This is a genomic window from Streptomyces sp. NPDC048483, from assembly GCF_040651455.1.
Taxonomy (GTDB): Bacteria; Actinomycetota; Actinomycetes; order Streptomycetales; family Streptomycetaceae; genus Streptomyces.
Map to the genome: position 1 here is coordinate 31,821 of NZ_JBEZJZ010000051.1, position 24,096 is coordinate 55,916.

Annotated in this window: 21 protein-coding genes; 6 read left to right on the top strand and 15 right to left on the bottom strand. The window is 71.6% G+C overall.

Annotation, left to right across the window (positions count from 1 at the left end):
- Nucleotides 1-11 precede the first annotated feature (11 nt).
- The 5 genes from AB0D04_RS24190 to AB0D04_RS24210 all read right to left on the bottom strand — a co-directional run bounded on the left by AB0D04_RS24190 (nt 12) and on the right by AB0D04_RS24210 (nt 5,107).
- Nucleotides 12-1,136, bottom strand: coding sequence for a P1 family peptidase (locus AB0D04_RS24190; protein ID WP_362706871.1), 1,125 nt, complete (start codon nt 1,134-1,136; stop codon nt 12-14).
- Nucleotides 1,137-1,175: 39 nt separating this feature from the next.
- Nucleotides 1,176-1,997: a L,D-transpeptidase family protein gene (locus tag AB0D04_RS24195; RefSeq protein WP_362706873.1), complete on the bottom strand. Its 822-nt coding sequence runs from the start codon at nt 1,995-1,997 to the stop codon at nt 1,176-1,178.
- Nucleotides 1,998-2,423: 426 nt separating this feature from the next.
- On the bottom strand, nt 2,424-3,569 hold the full coding sequence (locus AB0D04_RS24200; RefSeq protein ID WP_362706876.1) for a low temperature requirement protein A: 1,146 nt from the start codon (nt 3,567-3,569) through the stop codon (nt 2,424-2,426).
- Between the two features lie 28 nt (nt 3,570-3,597).
- Complete coding sequence (locus AB0D04_RS24205) at nt 3,598-3,924, bottom strand: nuclear transport factor 2 family protein (protein WP_362706878.1); 327 nt, start codon at nt 3,922-3,924, stop codon at nt 3,598-3,600.
- 151 nt (nt 3,925-4,075) lie between these two features.
- Complete coding sequence (locus tag AB0D04_RS24210; protein ID WP_362706880.1) at nt 4,076-5,107, bottom strand: methyltransferase; 1,032 nt, start codon at nt 5,105-5,107, stop codon at nt 4,076-4,078.
- Between the two features lie 180 nt (nt 5,108-5,287).
- Between AB0D04_RS24210 and AB0D04_RS24215 the strand changes: the two genes are divergently transcribed.
- Both AB0D04_RS24215 and AB0D04_RS24220 read left to right on the top strand, forming a co-directional pair.
- Complete coding sequence (locus tag AB0D04_RS24215; RefSeq protein WP_362706883.1) at nt 5,288-6,553, top strand: amidohydrolase; 1,266 nt, start codon at nt 5,288-5,290, stop codon at nt 6,551-6,553.
- 132 nt (nt 6,554-6,685) lie between these two features.
- Nucleotides 6,686-7,783, top strand: coding sequence for a MerR family transcriptional regulator (locus tag AB0D04_RS24220; protein ID WP_362706886.1), 1,098 nt, complete (start codon nt 6,686-6,688; stop codon nt 7,781-7,783).
- Nucleotides 7,784-7,940: 157 nt separating this feature from the next.
- Here the strand turns inward: AB0D04_RS24220 and AB0D04_RS24225 are convergent, their stop codons facing one another.
- From AB0D04_RS24225 to AB0D04_RS24240, 4 genes are all read right to left on the bottom strand, one after another.
- Complete coding sequence (locus AB0D04_RS24225) at nt 7,941-8,831, bottom strand: serine protease (protein WP_362706889.1); 891 nt, start codon at nt 8,829-8,831, stop codon at nt 7,941-7,943.
- A 237-nt stretch (nt 8,832-9,068) separates the two neighbouring features.
- A complete protein-coding gene (locus tag AB0D04_RS24230; protein WP_362706891.1) occupies nt 9,069-10,277 on the bottom strand; it encodes an FAD/NAD(P)-binding oxidoreductase in 1,209 nt (402 codons plus the stop codon).
- A gap of 76 nt (nt 10,278-10,353) precedes the next feature.
- A complete protein-coding gene (locus tag AB0D04_RS24235) occupies nt 10,354-11,118 on the bottom strand; it encodes a sulfite exporter TauE/SafE family protein (RefSeq protein ID WP_362706893.1) in 765 nt (254 codons plus the stop codon).
- 1 nt (nt 11,119) lies between these two features.
- Entirely contained in the window at nt 11,120-11,920 is an 801-nt protein-coding gene (locus tag AB0D04_RS24240; RefSeq protein ID WP_362706895.1) for a GntR family transcriptional regulator, read from the bottom strand.
- Nucleotides 11,921-12,142: 222 nt separating this feature from the next.
- On the opposite strand from AB0D04_RS24240, the gene AB0D04_RS24245 reads away from it, so the two are divergent.
- Nucleotides 12,143-13,555 carry an MBL fold metallo-hydrolase gene (locus tag AB0D04_RS24245; RefSeq protein ID WP_362706898.1) on the top strand — a complete coding sequence of 471 codons (1,413 nt, stop codon included), beginning with the start codon at nt 12,143-12,145 and terminating at the stop codon, nt 13,553-13,555.
- A 246-nt stretch (nt 13,556-13,801) separates the two neighbouring features.
- Nucleotides 13,802-14,314: an AMP-binding protein gene (locus tag AB0D04_RS24250; RefSeq protein WP_362706901.1), complete on the top strand. Its 513-nt coding sequence runs from the start codon at nt 13,802-13,804 to the stop codon at nt 14,312-14,314.
- 71 nt (nt 14,315-14,385) lie between these two features.
- On the opposite strand, the gene AB0D04_RS24255 is transcribed toward AB0D04_RS24250, so the two are convergent.
- Entirely contained in the window at nt 14,386-14,781 is a 396-nt protein-coding gene (locus tag AB0D04_RS24255; RefSeq protein ID WP_362706904.1) for a MerR family transcriptional regulator, read from the bottom strand.
- A gap of 139 nt (nt 14,782-14,920) precedes the next feature.
- Between AB0D04_RS24255 and AB0D04_RS24260 the strand changes: the two genes are divergently transcribed.
- Entirely contained in the window at nt 14,921-15,154 is a 234-nt protein-coding gene (locus tag AB0D04_RS24260; RefSeq protein WP_362706906.1) for a hypothetical protein, read from the top strand.
- 39 nt (nt 15,155-15,193) lie between these two features.
- Here AB0D04_RS24260 and mscL read toward each other — a convergent pair whose 3' ends face one another.
- The 5 genes from mscL to AB0D04_RS24285 form a co-directional block, all read right to left on the bottom strand.
- A complete protein-coding gene (gene mscL, locus AB0D04_RS24265; protein WP_362706909.1) occupies nt 15,194-15,697 on the bottom strand; it encodes a large conductance mechanosensitive channel protein MscL in 504 nt (167 codons plus the stop codon).
- A 662-nt stretch (nt 15,698-16,359) separates the two neighbouring features.
- Nucleotides 16,360-17,265, bottom strand: coding sequence for an S-methyl-5'-thioadenosine phosphorylase (locus AB0D04_RS24270; RefSeq protein WP_362706912.1), 906 nt, complete (start codon nt 17,263-17,265; stop codon nt 16,360-16,362).
- 100 nt (nt 17,266-17,365) lie between these two features.
- Nucleotides 17,366-17,716, bottom strand: a complete 351-nt coding sequence (locus tag AB0D04_RS24275; protein ID WP_362706915.1) for an FmdB family zinc ribbon protein — start codon at nt 17,714-17,716, stop codon at nt 17,366-17,368.
- 148 nt (nt 17,717-17,864) lie between these two features.
- Nucleotides 17,865-19,166 (bottom strand): MFS transporter, encoded by a 1,302-nt coding sequence (locus tag AB0D04_RS24280; protein WP_362706918.1) that lies wholly within the window; start codon nt 19,164-19,166, stop codon nt 17,865-17,867.
- Between the two features lie 327 nt (nt 19,167-19,493).
- Entirely contained in the window at nt 19,494-21,080 is a 1,587-nt protein-coding gene (locus tag AB0D04_RS24285; protein WP_362706927.1) for a potassium/proton antiporter, read from the bottom strand.
- 245 nt (nt 21,081-21,325) lie between these two features.
- Here AB0D04_RS24285 and AB0D04_RS24290 point away from each other — a divergent pair, with 245 nt between their 5' ends.
- Nucleotides 21,326-24,034: a penicillin acylase family protein gene (locus tag AB0D04_RS24290; RefSeq protein ID WP_362706921.1), complete on the top strand. Its 2,709-nt coding sequence runs from the start codon at nt 21,326-21,328 to the stop codon at nt 24,032-24,034.
- Nucleotides 24,035-24,096 lie beyond the last annotated feature (62 nt).

The window sequence follows — 24,096 nt, forward strand, 5'->3', positions numbered from 1 at the left end:
CCGCCGCCCCGTCAGCCCCCGTACAGATCCCGGTACGAGGGAAACAGCCCGCCCGGCCCGTCCACCGTCTCCGCCGCCAACGCCGCTTTGACCACGGCCCGCATCAGGACGTCGGCTCCCGCCGCCAGGATCTCGTTCACCGCGTTGGCCTCCGCATGCACCCCGAACACCGGGTCGGCGAGGGCGTCTTGCGGGGCGAGCGGGCGGGTGCCGGTGGACAGCGCGAACACCGTGTCGCCGTCGGACAGCAGGTGTACGGGGCGGACCGCGCGGGCCAGTCCGTCGTGGGCGGTGCCCGCGAGTTTGTGGGCCTGGGCGCGGGTGAGGGCGGCATCGGTGGCGACCACCGCGAGGGTGGTGTTGAGCGGTGGCAGGACCGAGGCGGCGGCGCGGGCCTGGGAGATGCCCCGGGCCTCGGCGAGCCGGCGCTGGGCGGTGGCGTGCACATCGGGCGAGGGGAAGGCGGCCGGGCCGCCCGCGAGCCGCCCGTAGAGCGCGCCGGTGTCCGGATCGGCGAAGCCGCCCGCCGCATTGACGGCAGCCAGCGCGGCGACCGTGGCGCCCGAGGGCAGCACCACGCTCGCGGTCCCGATGCCGCCCTTGATGCCGCCGGCCACCGCACCCGTACCGGCGCCCGTATTGCCCTGCGCCACCGGCGAGCGGGGATCCGTACCCCCCGCCGCCTCGGCCGCCGCACGCCCCAGCGCGGCATCCGGCCGGGCCCGCCAGTCGCCGCCGCGCCCCAGGTCGAACAGCGCCGCGGCCGGGACCACGGGGACGACCTGCGCGGGATCGGGCCCGACCCGGAAGCCGCGGCCCCGATCCTCCAGCCAGGCCGCCACCCCCGACGCGGCATCCAGCCCGAACGCACTGCCGCCGGTCAGCACCACCGCCTCCACCCGCTGCGCCAGATTGCGCGGATCCAGCGCATCGGTCTCCCGGGTGCCGGGCCCGCCGCCCCGTACGTCGACGGCCGCGACGACGCCGCCCTCGGGGGCCAGGACCACGGTGGTGCCGGTCAGATATCCCTCGCCGGTCCGCTCGGCGTGGCCCACCCGCAGGCCGGTGACGTCGGTCAGCGCGTCGTGCGGCCCCGGCAGATGCGGCACGTCCCGTCCCTGCTGTGCGTCAGCCATGGGTCATGGGTACCACGCCGGCGGGCGCCGGGCCGGGTGTCAGCGGCCGGCCGGGCCCATCACGACGACCGGGTGCAGCCGGGGGTCCAGGGTGCGCAGCAGCTCCCGCATCACGTCCGGCTTGAGGCTCACACATCCCTGGGTGGGGCCGTCGTGGTCGACGTGCAGCCAGACGCCGCCGCCCTTTTGCGTGCCGTCCGGCCGCTGCTGGTCCAGCGGGGACGTGTCCGCCACCCGGTTGTAGTTGATGGCGATGACGTAGTCGAAGGCGCCGTCCAGCGGCTCGCCCTCGACGCCGGTGCCGTTCGCAACGAAGCTGCGGTTGTGGTCGTAGGGGAGCTTGGTGCCGTCGGGGGCGGGGAGGCGGCCGCCGGCGTCGGTGAGGGTGTAGACGCCCTCCGGGGAGCGGAGGTCGCCGTAGTGGTGGTCGCGGGTCCAGCCGCGGGCGGCATTGTGCGCGCCCCAGATGCGGCCGGGCTGCCAGTCGTCGGAGTCCTTGGCGCGGGTGTAGAGGACGACCTGGGACTCGTAGGAGTCGCCGTCCCTGCCGGCGACGACCAGCACCTGGCGGGTGGCGGACGGTATCTGCTTGCGGACGGCGTCGCTCAGACCGGGGATCCGGCGGGCGGCGGGGGCGGCGTCCGGCGCGGCCTTGGCCACGGGCCTGTCGCCGGCCGTCTCCGGGCCGGCGGCGGTCTTCGGTGCGCCGTTCTTGCCGTCGGCCAGGCTGTCGTGATCGTTGCCCGAGGCCGGCCAGGCCCACAGGGCGGTGCCGACCAGTGTGGTGAGGGCCAGACCACCGACGGCCTTGCTGCGCCGGGACAGGCTCTTGCCCGCGCGGGGCTGTGCATGGCGGGCCATGGCTGGCGTCTCCTCAGGTGCGGACGGATGGCTCGGGTACGGCTCGAGTGCGGACGGACGGCCCTGCGAGGCATAAAAAGGGCAATCTGCACCCTACCGCGTTCACATCGGGGCCCGTTCCCCGCCCCCGGTGAAGGGTGGGGAACGCGAGGGTGAAGTCAGGGGAAGTGGTTCCCGTTCGCGGGGAATTGGTGGGGAATGAGGGGGGTGAGGTGAGGCTGGGGCGGACTGGCCCCGACGTCTCAAGATGGCCGAATCCATTGCCAACTCGGCGTATCCGTCACCGAGTTGGGGCCCCACGGGCCGGCATCCTCACGGCATTCCCCCGGACCGGTGGCCGCGCACGGCCGTTCGGCACGCTTACGGGCGAATTGGCGCCCCGGGCCGTAACGGACCGGCTCCCCGCACCCAGGTCCAGGTGCCCGGCTACGCCTCCAGCGCCGCCCCCTGCCGCGCAGTCAAGGTGGCCCCCACCGCGACCGTGACGGAGGCCACCAATCCGGCCGCCGGCACCGCGAGCTGCCCCGCGAAGGTGCAGGCCAGCACCAGCACCGACGACACCGGGAGCACCAGCTGCTGCGCGAGGCCGCGCTTCTGGTGGCGGGAGTGGATCAGCCAGACGGTGAACAGGAACAGCGCGGCCGGCACCGTCACACACGCGGACGCCGCGAACAGCGACAGATGCGCCTTGCCCACCGACTCCTCCACCGCGATCTCGATGCCCGCCCCGATCGCCGCCGCCGCGCCGTACACCAGGTAGTGGCCGTAGCCCCACAGGAACGCCTGGGTGTGGGAGCGCAGATGCAGATGGATGGGCACCGCGAAATAGATCCAGTACGCGGCGAAGACCAGCAGCAGGCCGCCGCCCGCAATCGGCAGCAGGGTGCCCAGCTCGTCGTTCTCGTCGAGCGCGGACTGTACGGCGACGGTGGCCGCGGCGACCGTCTCGCCCAGCACGATGATGGTGAACAGGCCGTAGCGCTCGGCGATGTGATGCGGATGCCAGGTCGTCTCCCGCTCCCGCTCGGCGACGGCGGGCACCGACAGCTCCAGCAGGCCCATCACCACGAATACCCAGGGCGCGGCGGACGCGGGCACGAACAGCAGCGCCACCCAGCCGACCTGGCAGATGGTGACGCCCGCCGCATAGCGCAGCGCGGTACGCCGCTCGGCCCCCTGGCTGCCGTGCGCGGCCCGCAGCCACTGGGAGACCAGCGCCAGCCGCATCACCACATAGCCGAACCAGACCACCGCGAAGTCACTGTCGGCGAAGGCGCGGGGGACGCCCGCGGCCAGGATCAGCACACCGGAGATCTGGACGAGGGTCACCACCCGGAAGAGCGCGTCATCGGTGTCGTACGCCGACGCGAACCAGGTGAAGTTGAGCCAGGCCAGCCAGATGGCGAAGAACACCATCAGATAGCCGATGACGCCATGGCCCGGATGGCCCTCGGCCAGGGAGTGCACCAACTGGCGGCCGGCCTGGGCGACGGCCACCACGAAGCACAGGTCGAAGAAGAGCTCCAGCGGGGTGGCGGTGCGGTGGACCTCGTCGCGGCTGCGCGCCCGCATGGGGACCGTCACAGGGGCCGTCCGGTGGTCAGCCGGTGATCCGCATCATCGCGATGCGGTCGCCCTGGACGGTGAAGGCGAAGTCGGACGGCCCGGTGTTGGCATTGCCGCCGACCTGGAGGCTGACCGTGGTGGTGTCGCCCCGGGTCCGTACGGCCGTCACCTCGAGGGTGACCTGCCGCCCGATGAACTCCCGGTCGCTCCAGCCGCGGATCTCCTCCTGCCCCCGGAACTCGCGGCCCCAGTCGTTGACCGCCCCGTCGTCCGCGAAGGCGGCGAGGAAGCCGTCGATGTCGCCGCCGTTGGCGGCGCGCAGGGCACGGTCGACGGGCGCGGGGAGGGGCGGGATGGGCATGGCGGCTCCTTGGCTCCTTGCGCGGGTTCCGGCCCCGGGCGAGGGGCGCGGGATGCCCTCAGTACAACCCGGCCGGGCCGTGGCACCGCAGAGGGGAGCGGGGGCGCGGCGTGTCGTGTCGCGGGGCCGCGCCCCTGGTGGGGCCGGGCGGCTACTCCGCGACCGCCTCCACGATCGAGGGGAACGCCGCCGTCGGCAGCACCCGCGTCAGCCGGAAACCCCCGGCCGACAGCAGCGTCGAGAACTCCTGCGCGGTGCGCTCCTGCCCGTCCAGGACCGTCATCATCGCGACATCCATCGTCTTGCCGAAGTGCGGCGCGTTGCCCGGCGGCAGTACGGAGTCGATGACCAGCAACCGGGTGCCGCGGTCCATCGCGGCACGGCAGGTACGCAGAATGCGGCGGCAGTCCTCGTCCGCCCAGTCGTGCAGCACATGCTTGAGCACATACACGTCCCCGCCCCGCGGCACGGACGAGAAGAAGTCGCCCTCCTCGGTGCGCCAGCGGCCCTTGAGCTCGTCGCCGTCCAGAAGGTGGTGGGCCAGCGGGGGCGGCTGGTCGAAGAGCACGCCGGTCAACTGGGGGCGGCGGCGCAGCACGGCACGCAGCAGGCCGCCGCGGCCGCCGCCGATGTCCACGACCGTGCCCGTCTGCGGAAACGGATACACGGCGACCACCGCCTCGTCCACCGGCCCCGACAGCGACGACATACCGCTGTCGAACAGCTCGCGCTGGGCCGGGTCGGCCGCCAGATGAGCAAAGAGCGGCACCCCGAAGAGCCGCTCGAAGGCCGCGCCGCCCTCCCGTACCGCTTCCGGCATCCGCGCCGACGTCCGCAGGAACAGCTCATCGGTGATCATCATGACGGCGGGGTGCAGCGAGCCGGGGACATCGGTGCGCAGCGCCCTGGCCACCGGCGTCAGCTGGTACGCGCCCGACGCGTCCTCCCGGAAGATGCCGCGGGCGGCGAGATAGCGCAGCACCCGGCGCAGATGCGGGGCATGCGTGTCGGTGGCGACCGCCAGCTGCTCGGGGGTGCGCGGGCCCTCGGCGAGATGGTCGGCGATGCGGTACTGGGCCGCGGTGCGCAGTGCGGCGGAGAAGAGGTGGCCCATGGCCTGGTCCATCAGATGGGCCGCGATGTCGTCGGGCGCGCCGTTCGGCGGGGTGGATGAGGTGGCCAAGGCCGGCCTCCAATCAACGTCGTGGGGGGCTGGTTCACGTTGGCAGGAGGGCGCGCGGGTGTCACGGGTCGGCCGCGGGCGACCCGCGAAGTCCGGCCAGGGCGGGGCGCATACGGACCGACGCTGTCCGGTACGCTCGCCGCCCGGTGCGGGTGTACCCGTTCATGGTCGAATGCCCGTATGAGCGACAGCGACCCCTCCCGCCCCGTCATCGACTCCGTCCTGGCCCCGCTCGACACCCGTCTCGCGGACCTCGTGGCGCTCTACGAAGACCTGCACCGCCATCCCGAACTCGGCTTCCAGGAAACGCGTACGGCCGCCGAGGCCGCCCGCCGGCTGACCGCGTACGGCTATGACGTCACCACCGGCATCGGCGGCACCGGCGTCACCGGAGTGCTCCGCAACGGACCGGGCCCGGTGGTTCTCCTGCGCGCCGACATGGACGCCCTCCCCGTCACCGAACGCTCCGGCCTCGACTACGCCTCCACCACCCCCGGCCGGATGCACGCCTGCGGCCACGACGTGCATGTCACCTGCCTGCTGGGCGCCGCCGACCTGCTCGCCGCGGCCCGCGACCGCTGGTCCGGCACCCTGATCGCGCTGTTCCAGCCCGCCGAGGAGGTCGGCAACGGCGCGCAGGCCATGCTGGACGACGGCCTCTACAGCAAGGGTCTGGTACCCGTCCCCGATGTGGTGCTGGCTCAGCATGTCGCCCCGTTCGGCGCCGGGTTGATCGCGTACTGCCCCGGCGCCTGTATGGCCGCCGCCGACACCCTGGAGATCACTTTCCACGGCATCGGCGGCCACGGCTCCCGCCCCGAGACCACCATCGACCCCATCCTGATGGCGGCGTCCTTCGTCCAGCGGGTGCAGTCCGTCGTGGCCCGCGAGGTCGCCCCCAAGGACCAGGCCGTCGTCAGCGTCGGCTCCTTCCACGCCGGGGACACCGCGAACGTCATCCCCGACCACGCCGTCGTACGGCTCAGCGTCCGCAGCTTCGACGAGTCCGTACGCACCCGGATACTGGCCGCCGTCGACCGCATCGCCCGCGCCGAGGCCACCGCCTCCGGCGCCGACCGCGCCCCCGAGGCCAAGGTCCTCGACTCCTTCCCCGTCACCGTCAACGACTCCCGCACCCTGCGCCAGGTCAACGCGGAATTCACCGAACTCTTCGGCGAGCAACGCCTGTTCGCCTACGACCCGGCTTCCGGCAGCGAGGACGCCGGGGTCCTGGCCACCGCCGCCGAGGCGCCCCTCTACTACTGGTGGCTGGGCGGCTGGGACCCCGACGAGTTCCGTACGGCCCTGGCGGCCGGCCGGCTGGCACAGGACATTCCCTCCAACCACTCCCCACATTTCGTCCCGGTGGTCCGCCCGACCCTGACCATGGGCGTGCAGGCCCTGACGGCTGCGGCGATCAACCGGCTGGAGCCGGCGGCCGGTTGACGAGACGACGGTCCGTCTTCCGTCTTCCGTCCGTCCGTCCATCCATCCCTCCGTCCCTTTGACCTTGTCCTTGGGGGAGGGATCAGCATCGGCCGTACCGGGCGACGGGCCCGGTACGAGGAGGGCAGAGCGATGGACGCGCGCGGTGACACGGCCGACGGGCTGCTGACCATCGGGGCGTTCGCCCGCGCGTCCCGGCTCTCGGCCAAGGCGCTGCGCCTGTACGACGAGCTCGGGCTGCTGACCCCGGCCCATGTCGACCCGCACAACGGCTACCGCCACTACGCCCCGGCCCAGCTGGAGCGCGCACGGCTGGTCGCCTGGCTGCGCAGGCTCGGCATGCCGCTGGCCCGCATCCGCGAGGTGTGCGAGCTGGCGCCCGGTCCGGCGGCCGGGGCGGTCGCCGCGTACTGGGCGCAGGTCGAGGCCGACACCGCCGCCCGCCGGGATCTGGCCGCCTTCCTCGTCGACCAGCTGAAGAGGAAGGACGACACCATGAGTGAGCCACGCTCCGTACTGACGATGCGCTGTGCCGCCGGGACCGACCGGGGGCTGGTCCGCCCGGCCAACCAGGACGCCGCATACGCGGGCCCGCGGCTGCTCGCCGTGGCCGACGGCTACGGCGAGCTGGGCGACCGGGCCGCGGCCGACGCGATCGACGCGCTGAAGGCCCTGGAGGACACCGACCCGACCGCCACGGACCTGCTCACCGCCCTGGAGGAGGCGGCCGGCCGCGCCCACCGGGCGGCCCCGACAGCAACCGGGGCGACCGGCTGCACCCTGACCGCGCTGCTGCGCAACGGCTCGCAGCTGGGGCTGCTGCACATAGGGGACTCGCGCGCCTACGTCCTGCGGGACTCCGGCCTCTTCCGCATCACCCACGACCACAGCGTGGTGCAGTCACTGATCGACGAGGGCCGGCTCACCCCGGAGGAGGCACCCTCGCACCCCGACCGCGCGCTGCTGCGTCAAGCACTGGGCGCCGGGCTGGAGTTCACCCCCGACCTCCACCTCCTGGAAGCCCGCCCCGGCGAACGCTTTCTCCTGTGCACCGACGGCCTGTCGGGCGTGGTCCCACCCGAAGCACTCCAGGCCACGCTGACGACGGCGGCCGCCCCCGAGGACGCCGTACGGGACCTGATCGCCCTGGCCCACGCAGCGGGCGCACCGGACAACGTGGGGTGCGTGGTGGGGGAGGTGGGTGTGGAGCAGGGGCACGCGTCGGCGTGATCCCCGCTCCGGGCGTGATCCCCGCCCCCGCGTATCCCCCCGCCCCCGCGGGCAGGGATCTGCAAGGGGCGCCCGCCACCCCTAAGGGTCCACCCGTACGGGAAGGGGCACAGCTCCGCGAGCTGTGCCCCTCCCTCACCCACTGCGCATCACCGGTTCAGCCGATGACCTTGGACACCCAGCTCTTGAAGGAGTGGATCTCGGTGTAGACGTCCGGCGACTCGCCGCAGACGTGGCCGACGCCGCGGCTGTCGACGCCGACGATCTGCCAGCGGCCGGCGACCTTCTTCAGGAGCGGGGAGCCGGAGTCACCGCCGCACGGGCCGAACTTGCCCGTGGGGTTGTCGGCGCACACATCGCCCTTGTGGATGCCCCAGGAGTCGTCACCGTCCGAGCCCTTCACGCACTTGGGCGTGTCGGCCGGAATGGTCTTGGTGTCGAGCTGCTGGAGGGCCTTCGGGAGCTTGTCCTGGCCCTGGTCCCCCGGCTTGGTGTAACCCCAGCCGATCTCCCGGACGGCGGTGCCGGCGGGAGTTGCCGCGGTCGACATCGCGACCGGCGCCTGCGACACCTTCTTGCTCAGGTGCAGCAGGGCGAGGTCGTTGCCGGTGTTGCGGTCGTCCGACGCGACGTAGTCGGGGTGCACCGAGATGCTCTTGACGCCCACGACCGTGCCGCCCGCAGTCCGGTCCTTGGAGCCGATGCGTATGGTGAATTCCTTGGCCGGGATGACCTCGGTCTTCCCGTCCTTGCCCGGCTTGGAGACGCAGTGCGCCGCGGTGACCACCCAGTCGCCACGGACCAGCCCGCCGCCGCAGGTGAAGTTCTCCGGCTTGCCCCAGCCGCCGTGGATCGCGGCCATGAACGAGTAGGCCGGCGCCGCGCCGCCACCAATGATCTTCGCCGAGGTGTCACCGGTCCCGGACAGGGGGGCCGCCCCTGCCGTCCCCGTACCCGCCATCGCTCCGACGAGAGCGGTCGCAGCGATCGCGACCGGCGCGTAACGCGCCCGCCTGACGGTGTTCTTCAACTTCCTACCGCGTATCACGTATGAACTGCTCCTTCGAACATGTGTTCAACTTCGCGGCCACACTAGCCACTTGAGCCGTCACTCACAATGCCGACAACAAGTGACCCAGTGGTCACGGAAGCAACTTCTGCATCAACGAACACAACAATCACAGGAGTTGCAGGGGGCGCGGTATCCGTTGTCGTACTCAGATGGAAGCCCGGAAAGGGCTAAGTCCGCGGTACCGAAGGCGAGTTGAGGTCCGCGCGCTCCGGGCTACGCCAAGCCCTTGAGCATGCCCTTGAAGTACAGCTGCGGCAGTCCGTAGCGCTTGAGGAGCCACATGTCGGTCCGCTCGCGTGTGGTGTCGAGGAACGGGATCGAGGGGGCGGGCCGCAGGTCGTAGTCGAATTCGGCCAGCAGCATCTTGTGGCGGGCGGTGACCAGGGGGCAGGAGGTGTAGCCGTCGTAGCGGGCGGTGGCCGGGCGGCCGCGGAGTCCGGCGAGGAGGTTGGCGACCAGGACGGGGGCTTGCTTACGGATGGCCGCGCCGGTCTTGGAGGTGGGGAGGCTGGCGACGTCGCCCAGCGCGAACACCTCGGGGAAGTCGGGGTGCTGGAGGGTGCCGCGGTCGGTTCTGACGTACCCGTGGGGGGAGTCGGGGTCGGCGAGCGGGCCGTTGGCGAGCCACTCGGGAGCGCGCTGCGGGGGCACGGCGTGGAGAAGGTCGTAGCGGACGGTCTCGGTGGTGCCGGTGGTGTGGTCGGTGATCGCCGCCTCGCGGGCGGCGCCGTCCAGTCCGGTCATCTCCGAACTCAGCCGCACCTCGATCCCGTACCGCCGGGCGGTCTCCTCCAGCGCCCGGGAAAACACCGGCACCTTGAACATCGCGGGCTCCGGGAGCACCAGAACCGTACGGATCGCGCCCAGCACGCCACGCTTGCGCCAGTAATCGGCCGCCAGATACGCGATCTTCTGCGGGGCGCCGCCGCACTTCACCGGGCCGGACGGCATGGTGAACACCGCCGTGCCGCGCCGCATCCGGCGGATCAACTCCCAGGTGTGCGGGGCGAGATCGGGCCGGTAGTTGCTGCTGACGCCGTCGTGGCCGAGCGCCTCGGCCAGGCCGGGTATGCCATTCCAGTCGAGGTGCAGGCCGGGGGCGAGGACGAGGCGCCCGTAGGTGAAGACCCGGCCGGATGCGGTGGTGACCGTACGGGCGGCCGGATCGACGGCGGTGGCGCGCTCGCGCAGCCAGCGCACGCCGGGCGGGATCACCTCCGCCTCGGTGCGCAGCGCGGCGCGCAGGGGCGCCTGGCCGCCGCCGACCAGCGTCCACAGCGGCTGGTACCAGTGCGTTTCCGAGGGCTCCAGCAGCGCGATGTCCCGTACGCCGGCGCGGCGTAACCGGGCGGCGACGGTGATGCCTGCGGTGCCGCCGCCGATGATCAGGATCTGGTGGTGGGGCGTGGTGGGGGGCGTCATGGGGGTTCCTTCGGTAGGACCGGTAAGGGGCTCGGTAGGGAGTCCGGTAGGGGATGCGTGGTTGCCGGTACCGCCCTCACAGGCGGGGTATGGCGGTGGCCGCCATGGCGACGGCAAGGATGGTGACGAGGGAGGCGAACGCCCTGGTCAGGGTCGGTGCGGGCAGCCGGGCGGCGAGCCGGTTGCCGACATAGCTGCCGACCGCCGTGCAGGCGGCGAAGGCGGCCAGGAGGGGCCAGTCGAGGGCACCGGTGCCGGCCCGGGTGGTCAGCGCGGTGGCCGAGTTGATGAGGATGACGAGGAGGGACGTGCCGATGGCGACCGGCATCTCCAGGCCCAGTACGAGTGTCAGAGCCGGTACGACGACGAAGCCGCCGCCGACGCCGAAGAAGCCGGTGAGCAGGCCGACGGCGGACGCGGTCGCGGCGATCCGGACGGGGCCGCGGCGCACGGTCGTCGCCGTCTCCCGCTCCCGCCGCCCCCGTAACAGCAGCGCCGCCGCCACCGTCAGCATCAGCCCCGCGAACGCCGTCATCAGCACCGTCGGGTCCAGCGCCGCGCTCCACCGGGTCCCGAGGTAGCTGCCGGCCGTGCCCAGCGCCCCGAAGACCGCCCCGGCCGCCCAGCGGACCCGGCCCGCGCGGGCGTGGCACACCAGCCCGCTCACCGCGCCGACCGCGACCACCACCAGCGCGCCCGCCGTCGCCTCGTGCGGCGACTGCCCGAGCAGATAGACCAGCGTCGGTACGGCCAGAATCGACCCGCCGCCGCCCAGCGCACCCAGCAGCACCCCGATCAGCAACCCGCACGGCAGCGCCGTAACGGCTAAGAGGACCGACACGTTACGAGGACGGACCGGCGGCCCGCGGCGCCAGCGCGACGGCCCGGCTCTCGTCGGACCACTCGGCGACGAAGGTGAACCGGTCGCCGCGCACCACCGTCTCGCGCCACTCCACCGGCCGCTCCCCGGCCCGCCCCAGCCGCTCGATCGCGAACGCCGCCTCCCGGTCGGCCAGCCCCAGCAGCCACGCCTGCCGGATGTCCGGCAGGAACGGCTGGATCTGCTCCCGGCCACCGGTGACCTTCACTCCGCAGCGCCGCGACAGCTCACCGTAGAGCGAGGTGTGCCCGAAGTCGGCCGCCAGCAGCGGCTCGGCGATCTCGGCGGGCAGATAGGCGGTGTCGTGCGCGAGCGGTTCGCCGTCCGCCAGGCGCAGCCGCTCCAGTACGACCAGCGGCGCGTCCGGGACCATCCCCAGCTGCCCGGCGACCGTGGCGTCCGCGGTCCGCTCCAGGCGCAGTACCTCACTTCGCTGCTCGACGCCCTGGCCCTCCAGATCGCGGTAGAGGCTGTAGAGGGAGCCGAGCGGCTGCCGTATGCGGCGGGTGTCCAGGCGGCTGGCGCGGCCGCGTTCGGCGATCACCAGGCCGTCGGCGCGCAACTTGCGCAGCGCCTCGCGGACGGTGTGCCGGCTGACCTCGTACTCGCCGGTGAGCCGGTGCTCGGCCGGGAACTCCTCGGTGAACGCGCCGGCTTCCATCCGCCGCCGCAGATCGGCGAAGAGCTGCGCCCAGAGGGGCAGCGGCGAGCCCCGGTCCAGGGGGCGCGGGGCGTGGTCCCCGGGCGGCTGCTGGGTCGTCATGGGTTCCTCCGCGAGCGGGCGTACGGAAGTGGGCGTACGGGAGCGGGTGTAGGGGAGCGGTCGGGCGGGAGTGGTCGTGCGGGAGTAGTCATACGGGGGCGATTGTGGTGGGTGGGGGCGGACTTGTTGCCGTCCACCGCGCTGCTTAATGTACGTACATCCGTGCATCCGCACAACGGACCCTGCCCGAGCGGGCCTTGGGCACATCCCCTGGAGGCCACCGTGCATTTCGCGCAGTACTACCTCGACTGCCTCTCCCAGGCGTCGTACCTGATCGGCGACCAGCGCACCGGACGCGCCGTCCTGGTCGACCCGCGCCGCGACATCGACGACTACCTGCGCGATGCGGACGAGGTCGGCCTGCGCATCGAACTCGTCATTGAGACGCACATTCACGCCGACTTCCTCTCCGGCCATCTCGAACTCGCCCGGGCGACCGGCGCCACCATCGCCTTCGGCGAGGCCGCGGCGACCGGCTTTCCGATACGGCGGTTACGGGACGGCGAGCGGATCCGGCTCGGCGCCTTTGAGGACGGATCCGACGGCGAATCCGGTGGTGGATCCGGCGGCGAATCCGGCGGCGAGGGCGTCACCCTCACCGTTCTCGCGACCCCCGGCCACACCCCCGAGTCCATCTGCCTCGTCATCCACGAACACGCCGACGACGCAGTGCCGTTCGGCGTCCTGACCGGCGACACCCTCTTCGTCGGCGATGTCGGCCGCCCCGATCTGCTCTCCGCCGCCGGGCACTCCCCGTGCGACATGGCTCTGCGGCTGCATCACTCCCTGCACGACAAACTCATGGTTCTCCCGGACGCGACCCGGGTCTTTCCCGCACACGGCGCCGGCTCGGCCTGCGGCCGCAACCTCTCCACCGAGACCAGCTCCACCATCGGCGACCAGCGGCGTCTCAACTACGCCCTCCAGCCGATGCCGGAGAGCGAATTCGTCCGGCTGGTCACCGCGGGCCAGCCCGCCACACCCGGCTACTTCGCACATGACGCCGCCCTCAACCGGGACGGGCATCCCCTCCTGGACGCCGCCCCGTTGGCGGCCCTCACCCTGGAGGAGGCTCGTACGGCCCGCGACGAGCACGGCGCCGCCCTCCTGGACTGCCGCCCCCTCGCCGCCTACACCCACGCCCATCTCACCGGCTCCCTGCACGCCGGCCTGGCCACCCGGTTCGCCGAATACGCCGGCAGCGTGGTGGCACCGGGCACCCCCATCGTGCTGCTCGCCGACCCCGGCACGGAGGCCGAGGCCCGCCTGCGCCTCGCCCGTATCGGCTACGACCGCGTCCTCGGGCATGTGCCGGATCCGGCAGCCGTCCTGGCGCAGGAACCGACGCTGACGACGCGCAGCCGCCGGATCCCGTTCGACCAACTCCCGTCTCTGCGCCACCAGTTGATCGACGTCCGTAATCCGGCCGAATACGAGGCGGGCGCCCTCCCCGGCGCCCGCAACATCCCGCTGGCCACACTCGTCGACCACATCACCGAGCTGGACCGCGACCGCCCGGTCGTCCTGTACTGCCGCAGCGGGAACCGGTCGGTGATCGCGGCGGCCCTGCTGGAGGCGTGGGGGTTCGCGGATGTGCGGGACGTGGTGGGGGGTTACCAGGCGGCGGTGGGGTGAGGGAGCGGTCCCGGTGGCGGCAGCGGCCGATGACCGCCCGGCGGGCCCGGTCCGCCGGCACCGGACCCGGGATGAGATCAGGGAATGCACGCGTAGGGGAGGGTTGGCGGCATCGGATACGGGGCAGAAAAGTCCGGCAGGAACGCGCGAGGCCCAAGCGCGACCGCCGTGCATCGAACATCCGTACAACGGACGTTCAGCAATCGTTGATCGCTCATCTTCATGCTGAATCGCATGTTGCGCCGTGTGACCACAGAGCATGTAGATGACGCCCGGGAAATACAGCAGCCGCAGGCGTCGCGGATCGCCCTCACCTGGGCCGGGGAGCCGGGCCGGATGGAGGAGCTGACGCATGGCATGCTCCTCGACCAGGCCGACCGCGCCGCCGCGGCGCTCGCGCGGCTCGGCGTGCGGGCCGGTGACCAGGTGGCGGTGCATCTGCCGTTGGTGCCCGAATCGGTGATCGCCACCCTCGCCTGCGGCCGCCTCGATGCGACCCGTATCACGCTGCCGGTCTCGCTCACGGTGCCCGAACTTGTCGCCCGGACCCGGGAGCCGGGGGCCCGGGTGCTGATCACGGCGGACGCGGCGTTCTGGGACGGGGCCATACGGCCGGTGAAGGCGGCGCTCGACCACGCGCTGGCGCGGTCCGGGTCCGCGAAGGACCGTACGGTCCTGGTGGTGAACCGGTGCGCGCGGCCGGTGTCCTGGACGCCGGGGCGCGACCGGTGGTGGCACGAGGCGCTCAGCGAGGGCTGAGCCGAGGAGACGACGCCTGCCCGGCACCGGCCAGGCCCGTCGCAGGACCGCTCACCGCCGCCGCACCCTGATCACCCCGGGAGAACGGCCGGGGCCTCGTCCGGACGCTTGGTGCTCCGCACCACCTCGAGGTACTCGGCCACCGCATCCCTGTTCCGGACCAGGCACGCGATGCGCTCCGTCATCCGGTCGCGCTCGAGCTCCAGCGTGGCGAGCATCTCCGGTGTGGCGTCGGCGAAGTGAATGGTCCGGGGCTTGTCCAGGCAGGGCAGGATCTGCTTGATGATCCTGGTGGGCAGCCCCGCGTCCAGCAGCCCCCTGATCTGCGTCACCCGGTCCACGAACCGCTCGTCGTACTCGCGATAGCCGTTCGCGGACCGGCCGGCGACGATCAGCTCCTGTTCCTCGTAGTACCGCAGCAGCCGGCGGGGCGTGCCGGTCCGCTCCGAGAGCTCTCCGATGCGCATGCGCTCCCCCTCATGTGGCCGCATTGACCCTCACATGAATGTGACCGTTCGAGCGTACGACTCCGCCCAGCCGCCCCCGGTCCAGCCGTGTCCCGTCCACCCGTGCCTTCGCGCGCCCCGACGCCCGTACCCTGAAGACGTGAGCACCACCCACGAACCCGATCCGGCCCCCGTCGCCGAGACCCCCGCCGCCGAGGCCCCGGCGGCCGAGACTCCCAGGACGGCCCGCCCCGCCGCGCTGATCTTCGACGACCCGCTGGACCAGCAGTCCTCGGACGACACGGACCGTGGCTGGGGCGAGCGCCCCGCCTCCTCCGGCAGCGCCGCCGATCTCGCCCGCTTCCTCGACGAAAAGCCGCCCCACCACCTCTGAGCGAGGCGAGGGGGCGGCGGTGCCGGTCCGTGGCGCTCGCTACTGTCGGCGCTGCTGCGTGATGACGGCGGCGGCCGTGGCCGACGCCGGCCCCGAGCCGTTGCGCTGCGCGAGGAGCGCGTCGCGGATCTCGATGAGCAGCTCGACCTCGGTCGGGTCGGCCGGGGCGTCGTCCACCGGCTGCTTCGCGTCCTGGCGGGCCTTCCACTTGTTCATCGGAAGGATCATGAGGAAGTAGACGACCGCGGCGGTGATCAGGAAGGTCAGCGCGGCGCTGAGCACCGAGCCCCACAGGATGTAGATCCCGTCGGTGAATTCGCCCGTCTTCGGGTTCGGGTGGCAGCTGGCGCTGAGGCAGGCCTTGTAGTGGTCGAGGTTCTGCGAGCCGAGTGCGCCGATGATCGGGTTGATCACGCCCTTGACCACGGCATTGACGATGTTGGTGAACGCCGCACCGACGACGACCGCGACCGCGAGGTCGATGACGTTGCCGCGCATCAGGAATTCCTTGAATCCCTGCAGGACGCCCTTGTTCTCGCTCACCTGACAGCCTCATTCCACGCTCGGTACGGATGGTGCGCCAACAATCGGCACCGCAACTTACGGCAGGGCAGGGCCGAGGTGTCCAGTCGCGCCACACGAACCAGCGATCGGCCGGAGCATCAGCGCGGATCTGACGGACGGGCTCTTCCCCAAGCTCTTGAAGAGCAGGGGGCACCCCCACCGCGGAGAAGTTTTGCGTGCGAGGGGAGGAGGACGCCACTCGATCTTGGGGCACGGCTACCGCCCGCCGGAGTGCGCCACTGCCGGGCATCCGGTCGGCGGTGGTGTTCGTACGGCACCGTACGAAACGCCGGCGGCCAGTGCTGCGGCGGCCATCGCCAGCCCCGCGGCGAGCAGCCGCCGACGAGTCGTCCGCTGCCATCGGCGTCGCCCGGCGCCGGAGCGTACCGGTGCGAAGTGGGGCACTTCACAGGGCGGGGGAATCGGGAGCGGCGGGTCGGGGAGGGGAGCCGGAGGGAGCGGAGCCGCGGAGAGCCGTGGATCGGTGGGGGCAGCAGAGGTGGGGGACATCGTCGTCACCGCCTGTCGGGTGCGTGCGGAATGCGGAACCGGCGATCACCACCGTGCCGGAACTCCGCGCAGCCCGCTCCAGGCTGTGGATGAACCTGTTGTTGTGGACAACTTCGTCACCCACGGGGGCCTCACGGCAGCTCGATGCCCAGGTCCCACCCTTCGAGAGCGCGCCCGCACTCGCAGTCGCGGGCAGCGGTGCCGGGGAGGGCGGCCACCGCGTCGAAGAGGACCTCGCGCAGTCGGCCGACGTTCTGGCCGAAGACCGTGAGGACCTCGGTGTGGGAGACGCCGTCGCCGGTCTCGGTGCCCGCATCCAGGTCCGTGACCAGTGTCAATGAGGTGTAGCAGAGGCCGAGCTCGCGGGCGAGTACGGCCTCGGGGTGGCCGGTCATACCGACCACCGACCAGCCCTGCGCGGCGTGCCAGCGGGACTCGGCGCGGGTGGAGAAGCGGGGGCCTTCCACGACGACGAGGGTGCCGCCGTCGACCGGCTCCCAGTCACGGCCTCGGGCGGCCGTCACCGCCGCCCGGCGTCCGGTGGCGCAGTAGGGGTCGGCGAACGCCACATGGACGATGTTCGGCACGCTGCCGCTCCACTTCGTTCCGCCTCCGCTCTCTGACGAGATTCCGGAAGCGGAGCCGGGCAGCGGTTCGCCGTCGAAGTAGGACTGGGCGCGGGACTTGGTGCGGTCGACGAGCTGGTCGGGGACGAGCAGCGTGCCGGGACCGTATTCGGGGCGCAGACCGCCGACGGCGCACGGGCCGAGGACCTGACGGACGCCGACCGAGCGCAGGGCCCACAGGTTGGCGCGGTAGTTGATGCGGTGCGGCGCGAGGTGGTGCCCGCGGCCGTGGCGGGGGAGGAAGGCGACCCGGCGGCCGGCGACCTCGCCCAGGAAGAGGGAGTCGCTGGGCGGCCCGTACGGGGTGTCCACCGTGATCTCGGTCACGTCGTCGAGGAAGGAGTAGAACCCCGAGCCGCCGATTACGCCAATCTCTGCGCCGGTCCCGGCGCCCGTCTCCGCGTCAGACATGCCGGTCACACTATCGGGGCGGTCCAGGCAGCCGCCGCAGAGGGCCGGAAAAAGCCGCGGACCCCGACGTCGGTAACGGCGGGGTCCACAGAAGTGCTGGTCAGGCGGCGGAGCTGCTGCCGGAGGACGACGAGGCGGCGGCCGGGGCGGACGCCTTCGAGTCCGAGCCACCGGAGGAACCGCTCGACGAGGCCGAGGACGAGGAGCTCGACGAGTCCGAGGAGGACGAGCCGCTCGAGGAGGAGCTCTTCGCCGGGCTGCTGCTGGACGACGAGCCGCGGCTGTCGTTGCGGTAGAACCCGGATCCCTTGAAGACGATGCCGACCGCGGAGAACACCTTCTTGAGGCGTCCGTCGCAGCTGGGGCACTCGGTGAGCGCGTCGTCGGTGAACTTCTGCACGGCCTCAAGGCCCTCGCCGCACGCGGTGCACTGGTACTGGTAGGTCGGCACTTGACTTCCTCCTGGCACTCTCACTCGTTGAGTGCTAACGACGTTCCATAGTGCAGTATTCCGGCCCGTCAGTCCACTGTGACCGGCATACGGTGACCGACCCCACGTTCGTATCCGGGGCCGGCTCCGCGTTCCGTACCGCGTCGGCTCAGGCGTTCGCCAGCTCCCGCTCCCGGTCCTTGGCGACGGCCACGGCCTGGTAGTCCGTGCCGTGGGCAGTGCTGCCGGCGACCACGGCCGACGCGTGCGGCCGCAGGTGCGCGCGCAGCGTCAGCAGCACCGACAGCGCCAGCGCCGTACCGGCCAGCGGCACCAGGAATCCGGCGCTCGGGCCGAAGCGGTCCGACAGCTGGCCGGCCGCGGAGGACGCGGCCGCCTGGCCCAGCGCGACCGCACCGGTCAGCCAGGTGAAGGCCTCCGTACGGGCGGCGGCCGGCACCAGCGACTCGACGAGGGTGTAGCCGGAGATCAGCGCCGGGGCGATGCACAGGCCGACGATCAGGCCGACGGCGGCCAGCAGCGGCACCGCGGTCACCGCCCACAGCGGGGTGGTGGCCACCGCCAGCAGCCCGAAGGCCACCAGGAGCCGGCGGCGTGGGCCGACCTTCCAGGCGATGGCGCCGCAGGCGATGCCCGCGAGCATGTTGCCGGCCGCGAAGATGCCGTAGAGGACGCCGTTGATGCCGGGGTGCCCGATGTGCTGGGTGAAGGCGGTCAGCGAGACCTGCATCCCGCCGAAGACGGTGCCGATGCCGAGGAACGCCACGATCAGGACGCGGACGCCGGGCACCGACAGTGCCGAGACGCGCGGCCGGTCGTCGGCCTGCGCCCGGTGGACGGGCGGCTGGGTGCGCCGCTGGGAGGCGAACAGCAGCCCGCCGGCCAGGGTGAGGACGGCCTCGGCGACCAGGCCGGCGGCCGGGTGGATGCCGGTGCACAGGGCGGTCGCCAGGACCGGGCCGACGACGAAGGTGAACTCATCGGTGACCGACTCGAACGCGGCGGCCGTCGGCATCAGGGGGCTGCCGCCCAGCCGGGCCGCCCAGCGGGCCCGCACCATCGGGCCGACCTGCGGCGTCGAGGCGCCGGTGGGGACGGCGACCGCGACCAGCGCCCACAGGGGGGCGTGTGCGAGGGCGAGGACGATCAGTGCGACGACGCCGACGACATGCATCACGACGCCGGGGAGCAGTACGGCACGCTGGCCGAAGCGGTCGGCGAGCTTGCCGCTCTGCGGGGCGCACAGCGCCATCGAGACACCGGTGGCGGCGGTTACCGCGCCCGCGGAGCCGTAGGAGCCGGTGGTGTGCTGGACGAGCAGGGTGATGCCGATCGTCAGCATCGCGAACGGCTGCCGGGCCAGAAAGCCGGGCAGCAGGAATGTCCATGCACCAGGGGTGCGCAGCAGTTGTCCGTAACCGGGACGGGAGTCCTTGACCGCGGATGCCACGGTCGGGCCTTTCTGCCGCCTGGTAGCGCGCCGCCGCAAGGTCGTCACGGGTACGCGCCGAGAGCTGTCCTCTCGCGCAGGACCGAGTGATACCGCGTGGTCCGCACTAAGGAAGTGGCTGCATGTGACGCAGAGGACCGCGGCCGCCGAGCGGTCGCGCCAGCTCTGCTTCAGGCAGAGGTGGTTCGTTTATTGCTCCTTCATACTACAGACCGAGGCGCGTGAAGTCCTGGGATTAACCAGGGCTTCACGCGGATTTCCTTGGGATTCATGGAGAGATACGGCACATACCGGCTGGTCGGCGCCAAGTCCGGCACGCCGCGGCCGTCATCCGGCCTCCCGGCGCCCGCCCCGGTGCTCCCCGGCCCCGCCGTTCCGCCGGCCGCCGCCGGGTCCGCCGTGTCCGGCCGCCCCCGGCCCCGTCCCCAGCCCCGTCCCCAGCCATCCGGCCAGCTTGCCGCCCTGCGAGACCGCCTGGAGCCGCCGCTCGGCCGCATCCCGTACCGGGTCGGTGGCCACCACCAGCAGTTCGTCGCCGTGCCGCAGCACGGTCGTGGGTGACGGGACGAAGCTGGAGCCGTCCCGTACGACCAGGGTGACCGCGGCGCCGGCGGGCATCCGCAGCTCGCCCACCTCGACGCCGTGCATCCGGGAGCCGGGACCGATGGAGGTGGACAGCAGATGGCCGCGCAGCCGCTCCAGAGGGGCCGACTCGATGCCCAGGTCGGCGGGCTCCTCACCGTCGCCCAGCCGCAGCCGCCTGGCGAGCCAGGGCAGCGTCGGGCCCTGGATGAGGGTGTAGACGACGACCAGGACGAAGACGATGTTGAAGACGTGTTCGCTGCCGGGGACGTCGGTGACCATCGGGATGGTGGCCAGCACAATCGGCACCGCGCCGCGCAGTCCGGCCCAGGACAGCAGGGTCTTCTCGCGCCAGGGCACCCGGAACGGCAGCAGGCTCACGACGACGGACAGCGGCCGGGCCACGATCGTCAGGATCATGCCGATGACCAGTGCCGGAACGATGTCGCCGAGAAGGTTGTGCGGGGTGACCAGCAGGCCCAGCAGGACGAACATGCCGATCTGGCCGATCCAGCCGAGCCCCTCCGCGAAGCCGCGGGTGGCCGGCGAGTGCGGCAGTTTGGCGTTGCCGAGGATCACCGCGGCCAGATAGACGGCAAGGAACCCGGAGCCGTGCGCCAGGGCGCCGGCCGCGTAGGCGGAGACCGCGATGGCCATGACGGCGATCGGGTAGAGGCCCGAGGCGGGCAGCGCCACATGCCGCATGCCGTAGGCGCCGAGCCAGCCGACCGCCAGCCCGACGGCGGCGCCGATGGCCAGTTCCAGGGCTATCTCCCCCAGCAGGGCGGTCCAGTGCTCGACCGGTCCGGCCGTGGAGAAGGCCACGACGAGGATGACCACCGGGGCGTCGTTGAAGCCCGATTCGGCCTCCAGGACACCCGTCAGGCGGGCGGGCAGCGGCACATTGCGCAGTACGGAGAAGACCGCGGCCGCGTCCGTCGAGGAGACCACCGCGCCGATCAGCAGTGCCTGACGCCAGTCGAGGCCAGCCAGGTAGTGCGCTCCGGCCGCGGTGACCCCCACGCTCACCGCGACGCCGACCGTCGAGAGCAGCGCCGCCTTGGGCAGCGCCGGTCTGATTTCCTTCCACTTCGTCCCCAGGCCGCCCTCCGCCAGGATCACGACCAGCGCCGCATAGCCGAGCAGTTGGGTCAGTTCGGCGTTGTCGAAGACGACGCCGCCGGGGCCGTCCTGGCCTATGGCGATGCCTATCCCCAGATAGATGAGCAGGCTGGGGAGCCCGCTGCGCGAGGAGAGCCGTACCGCAGCCACCGCGATGAGCAGCACGAGTGAGCAGACCAGCAGGAGTTGATTGAGGTGGTCGACAGTCAGGAGCCGGTCCTTTCTCGCGCAGGGGCCGGGAGGGGCGGTCCTTGGGCTTACGGGGTCTTACGGGGCCTTGCGGGGTTTTCCAGGTGGTTCCGAACCTATGATCCTTACCGTATCTAGTTACTGAGACTAACAATTTACCATTACTTGAAACTTGTATGTGCTGGTGGTGACTCCGCGTAGGGCTTGCCGGACCCGTGCGCCTATGGTTGCTCCAGCACTCCCACCCTGCCCCTCGAAGGACAGAGATGCCCGCCAACAAGTCCGGCCCTGCCCCAAAGAAGAAGAAGGGGCGGCGCGGCCGCCTCGTCGCCATCACGGTCGTGCTGCTGCTCGTGGCGGGCATCGGCTTCGGCGCGTACTGGGGCGTCAGTACCGTCCGCGCCTCGTACCCGGAGACCACCGGGTCGCTCAAACTCCCCGGTCTGACCAACCCGGTGGACGTCGCGCGGGACGGCAACGGCATCCCGCAGATCTACGCCGACACCGACGAGGACCTCTTCCGCGCCCAGGGCTACGTCCAGGCCCAGGACCGCTTCTGGGAGATGGACGTCCGCCGCCACATGACGGCCGGCCGCCTGTCGGAGATGTTCGGCAAGAGCCAGGTCAAGACCGATGAATTCCTGCGCACGCTCGGCTGGCACCACGTGGCGCAGAAGGAGTACGACACCAAGCTGTCGGCCGGCACCAAGAAATACCTCCAGGCCTACTCCGACGGCGTCAATGCCTACCTCAAGGAGCACCAGGGCTCGGCGCTCTCCCTGGAGTACGCGGCGCTGGACTTCGAGAACGACTACACGCCCGAGAAGTGGACGCCGGTCGACTCGGTCGCCTGGCTCAAGGCGATGGCCTGGGACCTGCGCGGCAACATGCAGGAAGAGATCGACCGCTCCCTGATGACGAGCCGCTTCACCCCGGAGCAGATCGCCCAGCTCTACCCGGGGTACCCCTACCGGCGGAACAAGCCGATCGTCGACGGCGGTTCGGTCGACCCGGCCACCAAGCAGTTCAAGCCCAAGGGCGCGGTGAAGGCCACCCCGGCCGGCACCGCCACCGTGGGCCTGCAGTCGCAGCTGTCCTCGCTGTCCAAGACCCTCGACAAGGTCCCGGCGCTGCTCGGCCCCAACGGCAACGGCATCGGCTCCAACTCCTGGGTCGTCTCCGGTGCGCACACCACCACCGGCAAGCCGCTGCTGGCCAACGACCCGCACCTGGCGCCGCAGATGCCCTCGCTCTGGTACCAGATGGGCCTGCACTGCCGTACCACCGGCCCCAAGTGCAACTACGACGTCTCCGGCTTCACCTTCTCCGGCATGCCCGGCGTCGTCATCGGCCACAACCAGAACATCTCCTGGGGCATGACCAACCTGGGCGCCGACGTCTCCGACCTCTACCTGGAGAAGATCAGCGCCGACGGCTACCTCTACGACAACACCCAGCGCCCCTTCATCACGCGCAAGGAGACCATCAAGGTCGCCGGCGGGGAGAGTCACCGCATCACCGTCCGCGCCACCAGGAACGGGCCGATCGTCTCCGACCGCGACGACGAACTGACCGGCGTCGGCAAGAACGCCCCCGTGGGCAACGCCGCACCCGACCGCGGCGACGGCTACGCCGTATCGCTGCGCTGGACCGCCCTGGACCCCGGCAAGTCCATGGACGCCGTCTTCGAGCTCGGCCGCGCCAAGGACTGGACGAGCTTCCGCAAGGCCGCCGAGCACTTCGAGGTCCCCTCGCAGAACCTGATCTACGCCGACACCAAGGGCAACATCGGCTACCAGGCGCCCGGCCGGATCCCGGTCCGCGGCGCCGGCGACGGCACCTACCCGGCGCCCGGCTGGGACCCGAAGTACGGCTGGAAGAAGTACGTCCCGCAGCAGGCCCTGCCGTACGAGTACAACCCCCAGCGCGGCTACATCGTCACCGCCAACCAGGCCGTCATCGACGAGGACAAGTACCCCTACCTCCTCACCAAGGACTGGGGCTACGGCGCCCGCAGCCAGCGGATCAACGACCTGATCCAGTCGAAGATCAAGGACGGCGGCAAGGTCTCCACGGACGACATGCAGACCTTCCAGAAGGACAACAGCAGCGAGATCGCGCGGCTGCTGACCCCGTACCTGACGAAGATCGACATCAAGGACAAGTACGTCCGCGACGCCCAGCAGCTACTGGAGGGCTGGGACTTCACCCAGGAGCCCGACTCCGCCGCGGCCGCCTACTTCAACGCCGTCTGGCGCAACACCCTCAAGCTCGCCTTCGGCAACAAGATGCCCAAGGAGCTGCGGCTCGAGGGCCAGTGCCTGACCGTCCGCCCGGCCGACGAGACCGGCCCCGCCGACGACCTGAACAAGCTGGTCCGCGAATGCGGCGAGCGGGCCGCCGACTCGGCGCAGCCCGACGGCGGCGACCGCTGGTACGAGGTCGTCCGCAAGATCCTGGGCAAGCCCTACAACGCCTGGTGGACGACCGAGGACCGGCCCGGCCACCCCGGTGACAAGAACCGCGACCAGCTCCTCGCCGAGGCCATGAAGGACGCCCGCTACGAGCTGACCGCCAAGCTCGGCAAGAACATCGACAACTGGAGCTGGGGCCGGCTGCACCAGCTGTACCTGAACAACCAGACCCTGGGCACCGACGGACCCGGCTTCCTGCAGGGCCTGTTCAACCGCGGCCCGTGGAACGTCGGCGGCGGCGAGGCCGCGGTCGACGCGACCGGCTGGAACGCCGCCGGCGGCTACAAGGTCACCTGGGTCCCGTCCATGCGGATGGTCGTCAACCTCGCCGACCTCGACAAGTCCCGGTGGATCAACCTCACCGGCGCCTCCGGGCACGCGTACAACGACCACTACTACGACCAGACCGACAAGTGGGCCAAGGGTGAACTGCTGCCCTGGGCGTTCAGCGAGTCGGCCGTCAAGAAGAAGACGAAGGACACGCTGACGCTGTCGCCGTAAGGCCGCCACGCAGCGCTCTCACGCCGTCGGGGCGCGCCGGTGAATACAAGCCCCCCCCCCCC

Coding starts and splice junctions, on each gene's coding strand:
- AB0D04_RS24230 (WP_362706891.1), bottom strand. CDS start 10,277: ATGACGCCCCCCACCACGCCCCACCACCAGATCCTGATCATCGGCGGC.
- AB0D04_RS24195 (WP_362706873.1), bottom strand. CDS start 1,997: ATGGCCCGCCATGCACAGCCCCGCGCGGGCAAGAGCCTGTCCCGGCGC.
- AB0D04_RS24205 (WP_362706878.1), bottom strand. CDS start 3,924: ATGCCCATCCCGCCCCTCCCCGCGCCCGTCGACCGTGCCCTGCGCGCC.
- AB0D04_RS24190 (WP_362706871.1), bottom strand. CDS start 1,136: ATGGCTGACGCACAGCAGGGACGGGACGTGCCGCATCTGCCGGGGCCG.
- AB0D04_RS24220 (WP_362706886.1), top strand. CDS start 6,686: ATGGACGCGCGCGGTGACACGGCCGACGGGCTGCTGACCATCGGGGCG.
- AB0D04_RS24240 (WP_362706895.1), bottom strand. CDS start 11,920: ATGACGACCCAGCAGCCGCCCGGGGACCACGCCCCGCGCCCCCTGGAC.
- AB0D04_RS24290 (WP_362706921.1), top strand. CDS start 21,326: ATGCCCGCCAACAAGTCCGGCCCTGCCCCAAAGAAGAAGAAGGGGCGG.
- AB0D04_RS24255 (WP_362706904.1), bottom strand. CDS start 14,781: ATGCGCATCGGAGAGCTCTCGGAGCGGACCGGCACGCCCCGCCGGCTG.
- AB0D04_RS24270 (WP_362706912.1), bottom strand. CDS start 17,265: ATGTCTGACGCGGAGACGGGCGCCGGGACCGGCGCAGAGATTGGCGTA.
- AB0D04_RS24200 (WP_362706876.1), bottom strand. CDS start 3,569: ATGCGGGCGCGCAGCCGCGACGAGGTCCACCGCACCGCCACCCCGCTG.
- AB0D04_RS24215 (WP_362706883.1), top strand. CDS start 5,288: ATGAGCGACAGCGACCCCTCCCGCCCCGTCATCGACTCCGTCCTGGCC.